Here is a 14,685-nt window from a genome sequence, read left to right as displayed (position 1 = left end):
TTGATGAGGGTCACAATGACAGACGAAACCGCAGCCGCCTTTGGATCATTGGACCTTCGCGCCGCGTCACAGCCGGACCAGACCCCCACGCCCGACCGCATTTCCGTGCGCGATCATCAGGTCGAGGTCGAAATCGGGGCTTTTCAATCCGAACGCGACACGACGCAACGGCTTAGCTTCAGCGTTGTGGTCGAGGTTGCTCCAAGCCAAGGCGCGCAGACCGATGATGTCGATGATATCCTGTCCTATGATACAATCACCGAAGCGATCACGGCTGAGCTTGCTGCGGAACGTCTGAACCTGCTTGAAACCTTGGCAGAGCGAATAGCAGAGCGCATTTTGGCAGAACCGCAGCCGCTGCGCGTCTTTGTGCGGATCGAGAAGCTGGATCGTGGCCCCGGCAAGTTAGGGGTCGAAATCATGCGCACCCGCGAAACCGTGGCGTCACAGCGCGACACCCATGCGGCCCCGGACTTGCGGGTGATATTGCTGGAAAACGAAGCGTTTGCCGACCCGGATTTGCCGCTGTTTCTGGATCGCCTCGGCGCGGACTCGCGCGCCTTTGTTTTGTGCGTCGGCCCTGCTGTCACCCGTGTTCCGCAGGTTGCTGACGGTGACGCGCAAAGACACATTGATCTGTTGGAGATCGAACAAAACGCCTGGCGCCTGACCGCCATCGACAAGCGGTGCGTCGTGGTCGGAACGCGGACCGAACTGGATTGGGGCATGAAAAACAACCAGATCAGCGTTTGGGCACCCTCTAAACTCGTGCTGGACGCTGTGGACGGCCCGCGCGATTTCACCCCCCCTCGCCTTGCCCAATGGTTCGCCAGATTGATGGGGGCAGAAACGGTCGTGACGGTTGGTCCGGCCCACAGCGCTCTGGCCGATTTGCCATGACCGCGCGCCTGCAACCCATCGCGCGGTCAGGCGTGCCTTTCGCGGGTCATTCGCTTGCCGGGTCCGCCGACCTGTGGTTCGATGAAGTGTTGTTGCGCGACCGCAATGTCCCGGCAACTCGGAAATCTTTGGCAGAGTGCACAGCGCAGGAGCAAACCCGGCTGTCGCAACGTCGTGCGCCAATATGCGGTCTGCCGATGGACCGCCCCAGGATAATGGGTGTCTTGAACGTCACACCTGACAGCTTTTCTGATGGCGGCGATCACGCCAGCCTGGACGCCGCTGTCACCCGTGCCCGCCAGATGGCAGAAGAGGCCGATATTCTGGACATCGGCGGTGAAAGCACCCGACCCGGCGCAGAGGAGGTGTCGGTGGCCGAAGAAATCCGCCGCACATCGAAGGTCATCGCAGCGATACGCAACGCCGGGATCACCACTCCGATTTCCATCGACACCCGAAAAGCGCGTGTGGCCGAGGCCGCGTTGGACGCAGGCGCCAATATGGTCAATGACGTGGCCGCGTTTACCTTCGACCCAGAGCTTGCCGATCTGGTGGCCGAGCGTGACGTGCCGGTCTGCCTGATGCACGCGCAGGGGCGGCCGGATACCATGCAGCACAACCCACGATATGATGACGTGTTGTTTGACGTGATGGATTTCCTGGAGGATCGTATCGCCTTTGCGACTGGTCGTGGTATTGCGCGTGAGCGGATAGTGACCGACCCCGGTATCGGGTTTGGTAAGACTCTGGAACACAATGTGACTTTGCTCAGAAACCTGTCACTGTTACACGATCTGGGTCTGCCAATCCTTCTGGGCGTGTCGCGCAAGCGGTTCATTGGGACAATCGGACAGGCCGCCGAGGCGAAAGAGCGATTGGCTGGGTCGCTGGCTGTTGTGTTGCATGGCGTGCAGAATGGGGCACAGATCCTAAGGGTCCACGACACGTATGAGACCCGGCAGGCCATTCGCCTGCAACAGGCAATGATGAAAAGAGAGAGCTAGGCAGTGGTTGATAGACTTTTCGGAACAGACGGCGTGCGGGGTCTGGCAAACAGCTGGCCAATGACCGCAGAGATGGCTCTGAAGCTGGGCGCTGCCGCTGGCCGCCATTTTCGCCGTGATGGGTCGAATGGCCACCGTGTGGTAATCGGCAAGGATACGCGCTTGTCAGGTTATATGCTGGAAAACGCATTGACCGCTGGTCTGACCTCGACCGGTATGAATGTGCTGTTGCTGGGTCCGGTTCCGACCCCAGCCGTGGGGCGGCTGACACACTCGATGCGGGCGGATCTTGGGATCATGATCTCGGCGTCGCACAACCCCTATCATGACAATGGTATCAAGTTCTTCGGCCCCGATGGGTTCAAACTGTCGGACGAGGACGAGGCCGAGATCGAAAGTCTTGTGCACCACGGTGTCGACCCCGTTCAGAACCAAAACATCGGGCGGGCCAAGCGGATCGACGAAGGGCGGATGCGCTATACCGAATACCTGAAAACGACCTTCCCCGAAAACAAGCGGTTGAACGGGATCAAGGTCGTGATTGATTGTGCCAATGGGGCCGCCTATCGCACTGCGCCGGAAACCCTTTGGGAACTGGGGGCCGAGATTGTGCCGGTGGGCGTTGCGCCCGATGGCACCAATATCAACAAGGGGTGCGGGTCCACCGACACAGCTCTGGCGGCCAGGACAGTCGTGGAAACCGGCGCCGATCTGGGCATCTGTCTTGATGGCGACGCCGACCGCATCATGATTATCGACGAAAAAGGGCAGGTTGCCGATGGCGATCAGGTCATGGGTCTGTTCGCAAGCCATTGGGCGAGTGAAGGACGCCTGAAAGGTGGCAAGCTGGTTGCGACCGTGATGTCCAATCTTGGACTGGAGCGGTTCATGTCAGCGCAAGGGCTGGAACTGTTGCGCACCAGGGTCGGCGACCGCCATGTTGTGGAAGCAATGCGCGCCGGGGGCTACAACCTTGGCGGCGAACAGTCGGGTCATATCGTCATGACCGATTTCGCAACGACGGGTGATGGTCTGCTGGCGGGTATCCAGTTTCTGGCCTGCATGATCGAAACCGGCAAACCTGCGTCCGAACTGTGCAGGGTGTTCGATACCGTGCCGCAGCTTCTGAAAAACGTCCGCTACTCTGCCGGGCAAACGCCGCTTGAGGCTGACAGCGTGAAAGCCGTCATCTCGGATGCCGAGACGAAATTGAACGGGCAAGGGCGTCTGTTGATCCGCAAGTCGGGAACCGAGCCGTTGATCCGTGTCATGGCAGAATGCGAGGATGATGCACTGCTTGCCGAAGTCGTCGACGGCATCGTGGCCGAGGTCGAAACCGCCGCCTCAAGCGGCTGATCGTCCAGATCCCTTAAGCATCCTCGTCAGGCTGACCCACTGACTGATGGCCAGACCTGTCAGGATCAGCGCGAGCGCGATGAAGAAACGTAAGGGCAGCGCCTCGGACAAGACCCAGGCACCGAAGACCATCGACCAGACGGGCACCTGATAATTCACCAGTGTCATGAACACCGATCCGGCGCTGCGAATGATCGACACCCTCAGCAACGTCGCCAGCGCGGTTGGGACCAGTCCCAACGCAATGATTGCCAATCCGGATCGCGAGCCGGACCAGCCGGGCACGCCTTCTGTCGCCAACATGACTGGCAAAAGAACGAGCGACCCCACCACCAGTGTCAGCGCGGCCAAGGTGACTGGATCGACCGGCGGGCAGCGCCGCGTGAAGATGGACGCAACCGAATAACACAGGGCTGCACCGATGCAGGCCAGTTGGGCCAGCGGCTCAGCCCCTTGTCCAAGCTGCGTAAGACCGGGACCAATCAGCACCAAAGCACCGCAGAAGCCCAATGATACGCCGATGAACTTTCGCGTGTTCAATGGTTCGTCCGAAAAGAAATGGGCGAGCGGCAGCACCATCAAAGGGATCGCCGCCATAGACAAGCCAGCGAAGGCAGATGGCACGAATTGTTGCCCCCAACTCAGCAGAACGAAGGGCAGGGCAGTTGACAGAAGACCGATCCATACAATGTAGTTCCAAAGCGTGCGATCCCAGCGCGGGATGCCCCGCCCGGTGATCACCATCACCGCCAATAGTGCGACCGCGCCCAAGGTTGTGCGGGCGGCTGCCACAGTCACGGGACCATAGCCTTCCAATGCGATGGACACGACCATGAAGGTCGCGCCCCATATCAGGCCAAGCGCCATGACGCCGCCCCAGTCGCGGTGGGTGGGATTGTCTGTCATGCTTCCCACTTAACTCGTGAATTTCATGATGTCATCCGTTGAAATTGCATAGTAGTAAGTTATCGCTTACGGTAAGTAATGACTTACCAGGAATCACTTGCCGCACTGGCGGACCCGACGCGGCGCCGAATTTTCGAGGCGATCGTGGACGCGCCGCGACCTGTAGGAGAGCTGGCGCAAGACATGCCCGTCAGCCGCCCCGCCGTGTCGCAACATTTGAAAGTGCTGTCCGACGCCGGTCTTGTCATGTGTCGCGTCGAAGGTGCGCGCCGGATCTACGCGGTTCGCCCTCAAGGGCTTGCGCAGTTGCGGGCGTGGTTGGACAGGCACTGGGACAACGTCATGGATGGTTTTGCTGAAGAAATTAACGGAAGGGACGGCTTAGATGACTGATCCAATAGTGAAAAAAGTGAATGTCGCCTGTGATCCTGATCGCGCCTTCGATGTGTTTGTAAACCGCACTACGTCGTGGTGGCCACTGGGTGGTCATGCGGTCTCCGCTGGTCAGGGTAAGGCAGCACTAGCCGTCACCATCGAACCGCGCGTTGGCGGAGCGGTCTATGAAACTATGTTCGACGGCGCCCGAACAGATTGGGGCAAAGTGCTGGTGTTTGAGGCCGGTCGCAAGCTCTCTATGACCTGGCACCCCGGCAATAACGCAGATGCACCGACCCGCGTTGATGTGGAATTCGAAGGGCTGGGTGACGGCACGACACGGGTGACGCTGACCCATTCCGGTTGGGAGGTTTGGGGAGAAGATGCCGACACCCGTCGCGGCAGTTATGATGGCGGTTGGGACAACGTGTTCGGCATCTGCTATGCAGCGGCTTTCGCGGATTGAGAGACGAAAAAGGGCGGCCGCGCGGGCCACCCTTCCAAGGACTGTCGTCGATCTTAGTTCTTTTCCTGATCGACCAGTTTACCGGCCGAGATCCAAGGCATCATGTCGCGCAGCTTCTTGCCGACGACCTCGATCTGGTGCTCGTCATTGGCCCGGCGCGACGCTTTGATGGTCGGCTGCCCCACGGCGTTTTCCAGCATGAAGTCACGCACGAATTTGCCCGACTGGATGTCTGCCAGCGTTTCCTTCATCGCCTTCTTGGTCTGCTCATAGGGCAGAATGCGCGGGCCGGTGACATACTGGCCATATTCTGCGGTGTTTGAGATCGAGTAATCCATGTTCGCAATCCCGCCTTCATAGATCAGGTCCACGATAAGCTTGGTTTCGTGCAGACACTCGAAATATGCCATCTCGGGCGCATAGCCCGCTTCGACCAGCGTTTCAAAGCCGCAACGGATCAGTTCGACGATGCCACCGCACAGAACGGCCTGCTCACCGAACAGATCGGTTTCGCATTCCTCGCGGAAGTTGGTTTCAATGATGCCCGAGCGTCCGCCGCCGATGGCCGAGCAGTAGGACAAGCCGATTTCCAGCGCCTTGCCGGTCGCATCGGTGTTCACGGCCACAAGGCAGGGCACGCCGCCGCCTTTCTGGTATTCGCCGCGCACGGTGTGACCCGGACCTTTGGGGGCCATCATGATGACGTCCACGCCTTCTTTCGGCTCGATCAGTCCGAAATGCACATTCAGACCGTGGGCGAATGCAATTGCGGCACCGGGCTTGATGTTGTCATGCACGTATTTCTTGTAGGTCTCGGCCTGCAATTCGTCGGGCATGGTGAACATGATCAGGTCGCACCAGGCCGCCGCTTCGGCAATGCCCATGACCTCAAGCCCTTCGGACTGGGCTTTTTTGGCGGATTTGGAGCCTTCGCGCAGGGCGACGACAACGTTTTTTGCACCCGAGTCGCGCAGGTTCAGCGCGTGCGCGTGACCTTGGCTGCCATAGCCCAGAATGGCGACTTTCTTGTCTTTGATCAGGTTGATGTCGCAATCGCGATCATAATAAACGCGCATATCAAGCGCTCCTTGCATGAGTTTCGTTCTGACGGGCATCATAGGGGCGTTGTTCACGGTGGCGAGATGGGCGACGACAGTATTTTCGCCCAAATTGGTCATTTCAATTCGCCAATCTTGATGATACTGAGAAAATCATGCTCGATGACACCGATAGGCGCATCCTTAGACAAATGCAGGCCGACCCAGCGATGGCCTTACCGGACTTGGCTGATCTGACCGGCGTGTCCTCCGCGCGGCTTGCGCGCCGGATCGAACGGTTGCGCGACCAGAATATCCTGCGTGGCCCGCGTGCCGTCATCAACTGGCGCGCCTTGGGCTACACGGTCGAAGTCAGCCTGCGCATCACGCTGGACAAAACACAGGTGCGAGCATTTGACGAGTTCATCGAAGCCGCGCGTGACATTCGCGAAGTCATCGAGATTCAGACCTTTCTAGGCCGCGTTGATGTCCGTCTGTCCGTCATCGCCCGCGATATGGCCCATTATCAGGCGATCTATCGCGACCAATTGCTGGCGCTGCCGCACATCGCCGACATCGAGGCACTGATGCATGTGGCGCGGATCAAATCGGACGAGGCATTGCCGCTGTGATTGAGTTGGACGATATCGACCGGGCGCTTCTACGCGCCTTGTCCGAGGACGCAACGCAGTCGGCCGGCGCGTTGGGGCGAGTTGTCGGGCTTAGCCAACCGGCGACATGGCGGCGCATCAAACGCCTGACCGACCACGGTGTGATTGCCGGGCGGCGTTTGGACTTGGACCGGGAGGCGCTGGGCTTTGGCGTCGCTGTCTTTCTGGGCATCAAGCTGGCCACCAAGGGGCGCGTCAGTCTGGAAGATTTCGAACGTGCGGTGTCGGCCATCCCCGAAGTTCAGACGGTTGAGCATGTGTTGGGAATGTATGATTACCGCCTGCGCGTGGTGGCCCGCGACATTGCTGATTTCGAACGGGTGCTGAGGCGCCGGATCATGACGCTTCCCGGTGTTGGGGATGTTGAAGCCAATGTCCTTCTGTCCGAAGAACGCCGGATGGGGCCGATTTGACGCCTTCCAAACCGGACCGATTTGGGTCACGGTGAACCCAACCTGGAACCCTTGAACGGAGTCTGCCATGAAAGCCCTTTTGCCTGATATTGACCCGGATGGAATGCTGGAATTTTCGGTGGTGTTCACCGACCGATCGCTGAATCATATGTCCAAAGCCTTTCAGGGCGTGATGAACGATATCTCGGCCACGTTGAAAGAGGTCTACAACGCGGACGCCGTGGCAGTCGTGCCCGGCGGCGGCACCTACGCGATGGAAGCCGTCGCGCGCCAGTTTGCCACCGGCAAACGTGTGTTGGTCATCCGCAACGGGTTCTTTTCCTTCCGGTGGAGCCAGATATTCGAGATGGGGTCGATCCCGTCAGACGAAACGGTGATGAAGGCCCGCCGCGTTGGCAATGCGCCTGACGCCCCATTTGCACCCGCCCCGATTGACGAGGTGGTGGCCCGCATCACGGACGAACGTCCCGATGTTGTCTTCGCCCCGCATGTGGAAACGGCCAGCGGAATGATCCTGCCGGATGATTATTTGAAAGCCGTGGCTGATGCTGTGCATTCGGTGGGCGGCATCTTCGTGCTGGACTGTATCGCGTCTGGCTGTGCGTGGGTTGATATGAAGGCAACCGGGGTGGATGTGCTGATCTCGGCCCCACAAAAAGGGTGGTCGGCGCAGCCCTCTGCCGGGCTGGTTATGATGAACAAAGCCGCCCGTGATCTGGCGAAAGCGGCGATCTCGACCTCGTTCGCGGTCGATCTGGGCAAATGGCTGTCCATCATGGAAGCGTATGAGGGCGGCGGTCACGCTTATCACGCGACCATGCCAACAGATGCGTTGCGCGCCTTCCGCGACACGATGTTGGAAACCAAGGCCTACGGGTTCGACAAGCTGCGGGAGGCTCAATGGGAACAAGGTCGCCGGGTGCGCGAACTGCTGGCGTCCAAGGGCGTGAAATCCGTGGCAGCGGATGGGTTTACCGCGCCGGGGGTCGTTGTGGCCTATACCGCAGACCCGGATATCAAAGCGGGCAAGCCGTTTGCCGCTGAAGGCGTTCAAATCGCTGCCGGTGTGCCGTTAATGTGTGACGAAGGCGACGACTATTCCAGCTTCCGTCTCGGGCTGTTTGGCCTCGACAAGCTGTATGACGTGGACGCAAGTGTGGCCCGGCTGGACGCCGTTCTGTCAAAAGTGCTGTGACAGGCAGGCGCGCGGATGTCGCCCGCGCGCTTTCAGTGATGTCTGGCGGTCAGGCTTTGCCGCCAGCCATCAGGACCAGCAAGATGTAGATTACCGGAACCGTCGCGACCGCGACCAGCCCGACACCTGTCAGGCCCATGGTCAGAAACGCAAGGACAAGCACGAGCACGATGCCACCAAAAATGCCGAATGTAATCTTCTCGGCGCGGGCATCGGCGGCTTTCTGTTCCGGGGTTTGTTCGTTTGTCATGGCTGTGTCTCCTGTTCGCTGTTTGGTTGGGGTATCATTCACTTGTGAACAGAACGGAATGCGACAATCCGGCATTGCGGCGGCATGACGCAGACAGGTTATTTTGGTCCCAACCCGGCCCGCATCACGCGTTTGCGCATCGGGGTCACGTCATGCACCGCTTTCAGCCCGATCAGACGAATTGCCTGCATGACCCCGTCGCCCGACCGGGTGACACGGTTGAACAGGTCAATCACCCGCGCCCGCCGCGCTATGTCACTGGCGCGGATCTTGGCATAGGCTTGCATCATCGGCGCATCGCCAAGCGTGTGGGGGGATTTCACGGCCAAGTCCAGCAATGCGATCACGTCATTCAGCGACGTGTTCAGCCCTTGCGCGCCAATCGGCGGCAAGGCGTGCGCGGCCTCTGCCACCACGGCCACGCGGCCTGACGTCAGTTGATCCGCCGTTTGTGTGATGATCGGCCAGACCGAGCGATTGCCTTGAAGATGCATCCGCCCAAGCAGGCCGGTCGAGCGGGTGAACATCACATCCTCGAACCGGGCAACCGGCATGTTCATCAGTTCCACCGCGCGCGGACCCTTGTTCATCCAGACGATAGCGGATGCATTCTGTCCGTCGATGTCGGGCAGCGGCACGATGGTAAACGGACCACCTTCATTGTAAATCTCGGTCGAGATGTTCCGGTGCGGTAAGTCATGCGTCACCGTGAATGCCAGAGATTTCTGGCCATAGCGGGTGGTGGAGATGGAAATTCCAGCCGCTTCGCGCAAGGGCGAGAATTTGCCATCCGCCGCAACCCCCATTCGTGCCCGCACGATGTCGCCATTGGTCAGCGTCACGATAATCTGGCCCGTGCGCTGCACGAGCGAACGAAATCCCGTGCCATAGAGGGATTTGATGCGCGGCTGGTCTTGCAGATAGCTCCAGATTTCCCGCCGCACGACCCAGTTCATCAGGTTCCAGCCAAAGGGCTCGTTGCCCATGTCATCGGATTGGAAGACCCGACGCTCGCGGGTTTCGGGGGGCCAACCGACTGTGTCGATCACCGCCAATTGATCCAAGGGTTTTGCGTGGGTTTTCAAAATGGGCCACAGCCCAATTCGATCGAACAACTGTCGTGCGGGCTGCAAAAACGCGGTGGAGCGCAGGTCTGATTTGTCCTCATCCGCCGTGATGACCGGTGTGAACGGGTCCGCCATGACGACGCTGAACCCGGCCTCGGCAAAGGCGGCAGCGGTGACTTGTCCGGCGATGCCACCACCCGAGATGAAGATATCAGCGCTGTGGTCCGTCATGGATCATTCCTTCGTGTCAGGGCAGGCGGCATCAACAAGCTGGTGCAGGAATGTGGTCAGATTGTCGGTGTGGTGGTGTATGTGATCGGCTGGCGCGGGGTCCGGTGCAACATGGACCGTACGCATGCCCAAAGCGTGGGGCACGGCCAGATTGCGCGGATCGTCTTCGAACATCGCTGCAACCTCGGGCATCAACCCATCGCGGGCAAACACCGCGTCAAAGGCCGCCCAGTCGGGTTTGGGGTGAAAATCTGCGTGTTCCACGCCATACACCGCATCAAACAACCCCGCCAATCCCCGCGCGGCCAGCACCCGTTCGGCATAGGGTGCCGAGCCGTTTGTATAGACGATCTTGCGACCGGGCAGCGACCGAATGTGCTGCGCCAAGGCCGGATCGACCTCAAGATGCTCCATCGAGATGTCGTGTACATCATGCAGGTAGGGGGCAGGATCGACCCCGTGTTCACGCATCAGCCCGGCCAGCGTGGTGCCATAGGTTTTCCAATAGTATTGGCGAAGCTGGTCAGCCTTGTCCCGGTCCACGCGCAATTCCTGCATCACCCAATTGGTCATGCGGATTTCGATCTGATCGAACAGCCGCGCATGGGGTGGATACAGCGTATTGTCCAGATCAAAGACCCAGGCGCTGACATGAGAAAAGCGATCTTTCACCATGGCGTGACGCTATCCTTCTTGGCAGGCCAAGGGAAGGGGACGGGATGAAGTTCGGGCGGGCTGCGACAGTATGTTTGCCGGTTCATGTTTGCTTTGACCAGTCGTGCGTGGTTAGGTAACGCGATAAAATGCCCGAAGCATGAACGAGGACGACGTGGCAGAAACCAAACAGGGACAGAAAGACGCATACGAGCTGATCCTCGAAGCGATAGATACGGGTACGTACAAACCGGGTGACAGGCTGGTCGAGAGCGAACTGGCCGACAGATTCGGCGTATCACGCACACCCATCCGCGAAGCTCTGCAACGGCTTGAGACGCAGTCGCTTCTGACGCGGGATGGGCGCAGCCTGATCGTTGCATCGCTGAGCCATAATCAACTGGCCGAACTTTACGTGGTGCGCTCGGCGCTTGAAGGTTTGGCCGCGTCACTGGCGGCCCAACACGCCACGCCGGAAGAGATCAGCGTGCTGCGTGAAATGGTCGAGGACGACCGCAAGCGCCTGTCTGATCCGGCGGCCCTGTCGCGATCTAACCGCCGTTTTCACAAGCAACTGCATCTGGCATCACACAACCGCTATCTGGTGCAGCAGTTGGATCTTGTGCACCGTACGATGGCCTTGCTGGCAACCACGTCGCTGGCTGCTGAAGGGCGAAGCGAAAAAGCAATTGCCGAACATGACGCGATTGTCACCGCGATCGAGGCGCGGGACCAAGTGGCGGCGCACACTGCGCTCAAGACCCATATCTCAAAAGCGTTCGAAACGCGGATCAAGCTGGATTCATTGGCGGGGGAATAATCCCCTCGGCATCAGGTTCATCAAACTTACCATGCTGGGTTTTATCCCAGTAAAAAGGTTTGGTCATGATCTCGGTAAAGCCTTTCATCGCGGCCAGCGACGCGAGCGGATAATAGAAATGCAAGGTCGGCACCCAGAACCGCAGCCATCGCAGCTTGTCGTTGCTGACCGCCTGGATGCCAACGGTAATGGTCAATAGCTCGGTTGCCATAAAAACCGTGCCCAGGAGGATCAGAAGCTCACTGGGCATCACCCCGCGCAACGGGTGGGGCAGACCAAGGGGGAACGCCCAGAACGTCCACAGGATCGGGGCCAGAAGGAACTGTGAGAGGCTGCCAAGAAACAGGATTTGAAACCCAAGGAATTTCCACCAACCCAGATCATGCAGAAGTTTGCGGGGCTGACGCATATGAACGCCATAGGTCATGGCATAACCTTTGATCCAGCGCGAGCGTTGTTTGATCCACGGCCAGACGCGGCAATTGGCTTCTTCTTCGGTGACGGTGTCAATCAACTCGGTCCGATAACCATGCCGCGCCAACCGGATCCCCAGATCGGCGTCTTCGGTGACATTATGGGCATCCCAACGCCCGAGCTCCTCCAATGCGTCGCGGCGAAAGAAAAGGGTCGTGCCACCCAGCGGGATAGCGAATCCCGCACGTTCCACTCCGGGCAGCACAATTCTCCACCAAGTGGCATATTCGACGGTGAAACAGCGGCTTAACCAGTTTGTGCGCGCGTTGTAGAAATCCAGCTTGCCTTGCAGACAAGCCACCTCGGCCCCGCGTTGGGCGAACCTGCGCACGACTTTGTGAATTTGGTCAGGGTCTGGTGCGTCCTCGGCGTCATAGACGCCAATCACCGAACCTCGGCAAAAATCCAGCGCAAAATTCATCGCGCGTGGTTTGGTTTTCACCACCCCACGCGGCACCACGATCTGCCGCATCCAACGTGGTAGATTAGCCTGCGCGAGGGTCTCTTGCGTCAAAGTATCATCTTCTTCGACCACCAGACACACATCCAATAATTCTTTGGGATAGGACAGCCGCGCCAAGCGTTTCACCAAACGCCCCGCGATCTCGCGTTCCTTGTAAAGCGGGACGAGAATGGAAACGGTTGGCAGTTTCAGAAACCCGTGTTTCGGAGCGGATTGTTGGGGGTTCAACGGCGTGGGCGCCCCCCGGCGCCAATACTGAATGGCCGCAATGCCTTTGAGCGCCGAATTCAGAAGCAAGGTCAAAACCGCCCAGATCACCAGCGTTAGAAAACCCGCGAAGGACGAGACAACGAAGATGGCGCACAAACAGATCACAAGTGCGGCCGCAAATCGAGCGACAGTTCCCGCCTGCCAACCGCGACAGCTTTCCGAATCGGAGACGCGGGTTTCGGCGTGGAGTGCCAGCGATCTGTGCCGCATCGCAATCAGCGCGGCCTGAATGTCGCCTTCGGGGGCGACGGCCAGAAAACAGCGCCCCCATTCGGCGGGAAACGTGCGAGATAGCGTGCGGAATTCATCCGGGCGAGAGCAAATGATGACGGTTGCCCCGCCGACCGATTTCCATGGTACGATCCCGTTCCTGATGCAGAATGCGGCACCCAATTGGTCAATCAGACGAACATCTGGCGGCTCGCGTTGCAAATCTGCAATCTGGCACCGATATTGCAGGGCCAATCCAGCATAAAGATCGGCCTCACGCACCCAGCCTTGGGTCAGAAGGATATCACCAAACCGCGCATCCTCGCGGGCCTGTAGCGATACCGCCATGGCGAGGTTTTCAGGGCTTACAGCACCCATCTCCACAAGGATTTGTCCAAGTGGTTTACGCGTTCGCCGACGTGGTATGACAGAGGTCGTTGCCTGCGGCGAGGACCGGGCGTCGGTTTGAACAAGGCGCAGGTTGGCGGTTGGCATCTTCGTGCTCTTTGGATTGTCAGACCAAGAGAGCATGTCGAACCTTTGGTTAACGACGAGTTAACCAAAGGTCTATCTTGCAGATTTGTGTGAAATTAGAAGCGGTTTAGGCCCGTGCGTCCATGGCTTGGGCGAAGCGTTCAAACAGATAATAGCTGTCCATCGGACCCGGGCTGGCTTCGGGATGGTACTGCACCGAGAATACCGGGCGGTTTTCCATGCGCAATCCACAGTTTGATCCGTCAAACAACGACACGTGAGTTTCAACCACGCCGTCTGGCAGGCTGGCTGTGTCCACCGCGAACCCGTGGTTCATCGAAGTGATTTCGACCTTGCCCGTATCTTTGTCTTTCACCGGGTGGTTTGCACCATGGTGGCCGTGGTTCATCTTGATCGTCCGCGCGCCAAGCGCCAGCGCCAGCATTTGATGCCCGAGGCAGATGCCAAAGACAGGAATGTCTGTGGTGTCCAGGATCGTCTTGATCATCGGGACCGCATATTCACCCGTTGCGGCAGGATCTCCGGGCCCATTGGACAGAAACACTCCGTCGGGGTTCAGGGCCAGCACCTGGTCGGCCGTAGCGGTGGCGGGCAGAACGGTGACATCGCACCCGGCCGAGGCAAGGCACCGCAGAATGTTGCGTTTTGCGCCATAATCCAACGCGACGACCTTGTGGCGCGGGGTGTCCTGCTTGGGATAGCCGTCGGGCCAGGCCCACCGCATCTGGTCCCATTTGTAGCTCTGCGCACAGGTGACGTCCTTGGCCAGGTCCAACCCCTCCAGCCCAGAAAACGCGCGGGCTTCGGCGACCAGCGCCTCGATGTCGAAATTACCCTCTGGGTCATGGGCAATGGCCACATGCGGCGCGCCCTGATGGCGGATCGCGCGGGTCAGACGCCGTGTGTCCACGCCACCAACCCCAATTCGGCCACGTCTTGCCAGCCAGTCAACCAGCCGTTCTGTGGAACGCCAGTTAGATGGCTCGGTCGGATCCCATTTGACCACCATCCCCGCAGCGACCGGTTCGCCTGTCTCGTCATCCTCGGGGTTCACACCGACATTGCCGATATGCGGAAAGGTGAAGGTCACGACCTGGCCGGCGTAAGACGGGTCGGTCATAATCTCTTGATACCCCGTCATAGCGGTGTTGAAACACAGCTCGGCGGTGGTGGTGCCGGTTGCCCCGAACCCATGGCCATAGAATATGGTCCCATCGGCAAGGGCCAGGCAGGCGGTGGGTTTTGCAGATGCTTGGACTTGGGCGGTGGCAGCGGACATGTGGCGACTCCCGATCGACAAATTGGCGCGAAACTAGAGGTGCTGGCCCGTCGGGTCAAGAGGCAGTGGAAATAGCTGGCAATTTTACATCTTGTTATTTATCAACATCTTAGAAGATTGCCCTTCCGGTTGAATGCCCCTGCTCTTTT

General features: G+C 59.1%; 16 protein-coding genes. 9 read left to right on the top strand and 7 right to left on the bottom strand.

Features of this window, described 5'->3' with window-relative positions; genetic code table 11:
* Positions 1-15 precede the first annotated feature (15 nt).
* Genes BMY55_RS13420 through glmM form a run of 3 tightly spaced genes read left to right on the top strand, consistent with a single transcriptional unit; the run spans position 16 to position 3,260 of the window.
* Positions 16-900, top strand: a complete 885-nt coding sequence (locus BMY55_RS13420) for a dihydroneopterin aldolase (protein WP_091431352.1) — start codon at positions 16-18, stop codon at positions 898-900.
* Positions 897-1,904, top strand: coding sequence for a dihydropteroate synthase (gene folP / locus BMY55_RS13415; protein ID WP_091431350.1), 1,008 nt, complete (start codon positions 897-899; stop codon positions 1,902-1,904). Before BMY55_RS13420 ends, folP begins: the two co-directional genes overlap by 4 nt.
* 3 nt (positions 1,905-1,907) lie before the next feature.
* Positions 1,908-3,260, top strand: coding sequence for a phosphoglucosamine mutase (gene glmM, locus BMY55_RS13410; RefSeq protein ID WP_091431348.1), 1,353 nt, complete (start codon positions 1,908-1,910; stop codon positions 3,258-3,260).
* Here glmM and BMY55_RS13405 read toward each other — a convergent pair.
* Positions 3,249-4,166, bottom strand: coding sequence for a DMT family transporter (locus BMY55_RS13405; protein ID WP_091431345.1), 918 nt, complete (start codon positions 4,164-4,166; stop codon positions 3,249-3,251). The genes glmM and BMY55_RS13405 overlap by 12 nt on opposite strands.
* A gap of 78 nt (positions 4,167-4,244) precedes the next feature.
* Between BMY55_RS13405 and BMY55_RS13400 the strand changes: the two genes are divergently transcribed.
* Both BMY55_RS13400 and BMY55_RS13395 read left to right on the top strand, forming a co-directional pair.
* The gene (locus tag BMY55_RS13400; protein ID WP_091431342.1) at positions 4,245-4,559 is read left to right on the top strand and encodes an ArsR/SmtB family transcription factor; all 315 of its coding nucleotides are present in this window, start codon (positions 4,245-4,247) and stop codon (positions 4,557-4,559) included.
* A complete protein-coding gene (locus BMY55_RS13395; RefSeq protein WP_091431339.1) occupies positions 4,552-5,007 on the top strand; it encodes an SRPBCC domain-containing protein in 456 nt (151 codons plus the stop codon). Before BMY55_RS13400 ends, BMY55_RS13395 begins: the two co-directional genes overlap by 8 nt.
* A 53-nt stretch (positions 5,008-5,060) precedes the next feature.
* Here the strand turns inward: BMY55_RS13395 and ilvC are convergent, their stop codons facing one another.
* A complete protein-coding gene (gene ilvC / locus BMY55_RS13390) occupies positions 5,061-6,083 on the bottom strand; it encodes a ketol-acid reductoisomerase (RefSeq protein ID WP_091432599.1) in 1,023 nt (340 codons plus the stop codon).
* A 137-nt stretch (positions 6,084-6,220) separates the two neighbouring features.
* On the opposite strand from ilvC, the gene BMY55_RS13385 reads away from it, so the two are divergent.
* From BMY55_RS13385 to BMY55_RS13375, 3 genes are all read left to right on the top strand, one after another.
* A complete protein-coding gene (locus BMY55_RS13385) occupies positions 6,221-6,676 on the top strand; it encodes an Lrp/AsnC family transcriptional regulator (RefSeq protein ID WP_091431337.1) in 456 nt (151 codons plus the stop codon).
* Positions 6,673-7,128: an Lrp/AsnC family transcriptional regulator gene (locus BMY55_RS13380; protein WP_091431334.1), complete on the top strand. Its 456-nt coding sequence runs from the start codon at positions 6,673-6,675 to the stop codon at positions 7,126-7,128. The genes BMY55_RS13385 and BMY55_RS13380 overlap by 4 nt, the downstream gene beginning before the upstream one ends.
* 67 nt (positions 7,129-7,195) lie before the next feature.
* The gene (locus BMY55_RS13375; RefSeq protein WP_091431332.1) at positions 7,196-8,323 is read left to right on the top strand and encodes an aminotransferase class V-fold PLP-dependent enzyme; all 1,128 of its coding nucleotides are present in this window, start codon (positions 7,196-7,198) and stop codon (positions 8,321-8,323) included.
* Between the two features lie 49 nt (positions 8,324-8,372).
* On the opposite strand, the gene BMY55_RS13370 is transcribed toward BMY55_RS13375, so the two are convergent.
* The 3 genes from BMY55_RS13370 to BMY55_RS13360 form a co-directional block, all read right to left on the bottom strand.
* On the bottom strand, positions 8,373-8,573 hold the full coding sequence (locus tag BMY55_RS13370) for a hypothetical protein (protein WP_091431330.1): 201 nt from the start codon (positions 8,571-8,573) through the stop codon (positions 8,373-8,375).
* A gap of 98 nt (positions 8,574-8,671) precedes the next feature.
* Positions 8,672-9,871 (bottom strand): FAD-dependent monooxygenase, encoded by a 1,200-nt coding sequence (locus tag BMY55_RS13365; RefSeq protein ID WP_091431328.1) that lies wholly within the window; start codon positions 9,869-9,871, stop codon positions 8,672-8,674.
* 3 nt (positions 9,872-9,874) lie between these two features.
* The gene (locus tag BMY55_RS13360; protein ID WP_091431326.1) at positions 9,875-10,546 is read right to left on the bottom strand and encodes a pyrimidine 5'-nucleotidase; all 672 of its coding nucleotides are present in this window, start codon (positions 10,544-10,546) and stop codon (positions 9,875-9,877) included.
* Between the two features lie 139 nt (positions 10,547-10,685).
* Between BMY55_RS13360 and BMY55_RS13355 the strand changes: the two genes are divergently transcribed.
* The gene (locus tag BMY55_RS13355) at positions 10,686-11,345 is read left to right on the top strand and encodes a GntR family transcriptional regulator (protein ID WP_091431324.1); all 660 of its coding nucleotides are present in this window, start codon (positions 10,686-10,688) and stop codon (positions 11,343-11,345) included.
* Here BMY55_RS13355 and BMY55_RS13350 read toward each other — a convergent pair.
* Both BMY55_RS13350 and carA read right to left on the bottom strand, forming a co-directional pair.
* A complete protein-coding gene (locus BMY55_RS13350; protein WP_177179350.1) occupies positions 11,317-13,257 on the bottom strand; it encodes a glycosyltransferase family 2 protein in 1,941 nt (646 codons plus the stop codon). The genes BMY55_RS13355 and BMY55_RS13350 overlap by 29 nt on opposite strands.
* 106 nt (positions 13,258-13,363) lie before the next feature.
* On the bottom strand, positions 13,364-14,536 hold the full coding sequence (gene carA, locus BMY55_RS13345) for a glutamine-hydrolyzing carbamoyl-phosphate synthase small subunit (protein ID WP_091431320.1): 1,173 nt from the start codon (positions 14,534-14,536) through the stop codon (positions 13,364-13,366).
* Positions 14,537-14,685 lie beyond the last annotated feature (149 nt).

Source organism: Aliiroseovarius sediminilitoris (assembly GCF_900109955.1).
GTDB lineage: Bacteria > Pseudomonadota > Alphaproteobacteria > Rhodobacterales > Rhodobacteraceae > Aliiroseovarius > Aliiroseovarius sediminilitoris.
The sequence above is the reverse complement of the archived record's forward strand: the minus strand, read 5'-3'. Positions and strand labels throughout refer to the sequence as shown.

Coding starts and splice junctions, on each gene's coding strand:
- BMY55_RS13420 (WP_091431352.1), top strand. CDS start 16: ATGACAGACGAAACCGCAGCCGCCTTTGGATCATTGGACCTTCGCGCC.
- folP (WP_091431350.1), top strand. CDS start 897: ATGACCGCGCGCCTGCAACCCATCGCGCGGTCAGGCGTGCCTTTCGCG.
- BMY55_RS13405 (WP_091431345.1), bottom strand. CDS start 4,166: ATGACAGACAATCCCACCCACCGCGACTGGGGCGGCGTCATGGCGCTT.
- BMY55_RS13400 (WP_091431342.1), top strand. CDS start 4,245: ATGACTTACCAGGAATCACTTGCCGCACTGGCGGACCCGACGCGGCGC.
- BMY55_RS13395 (WP_091431339.1), top strand. CDS start 4,552: ATGACTGATCCAATAGTGAAAAAAGTGAATGTCGCCTGTGATCCTGAT.
- ilvC (WP_091432599.1), bottom strand. CDS start 6,083: ATGCGCGTTTATTATGATCGCGATTGCGACATCAACCTGATCAAAGAC.
- BMY55_RS13385 (WP_091431337.1), top strand. CDS start 6,221: ATGCTCGATGACACCGATAGGCGCATCCTTAGACAAATGCAGGCCGAC.
- BMY55_RS13375 (WP_091431332.1), top strand. CDS start 7,196: ATGAAAGCCCTTTTGCCTGATATTGACCCGGATGGAATGCTGGAATTT.
- BMY55_RS13370 (WP_091431330.1), bottom strand. CDS start 8,573: ATGACAAACGAACAAACCCCGGAACAGAAAGCCGCCGATGCCCGCGCC.
- BMY55_RS13365 (WP_091431328.1), bottom strand. CDS start 9,871: ATGACGGACCACAGCGCTGATATCTTCATCTCGGGTGGTGGCATCGCC.
- BMY55_RS13360 (WP_091431326.1), bottom strand. CDS start 10,546: ATGGTGAAAGATCGCTTTTCTCATGTCAGCGCCTGGGTCTTTGATCTG.
- BMY55_RS13355 (WP_091431324.1), top strand. CDS start 10,686: ATGAACGAGGACGACGTGGCAGAAACCAAACAGGGACAGAAAGACGCA.
- BMY55_RS13350 (WP_177179350.1), bottom strand. CDS start 13,257: ATGCCAACCGCCAACCTGCGCCTTGTTCAAACCGACGCCCGGTCCTCG.
- carA (WP_091431320.1), bottom strand. CDS start 14,536: ATGTCCGCTGCCACCGCCCAAGTCCAAGCATCTGCAAAACCCACCGCC.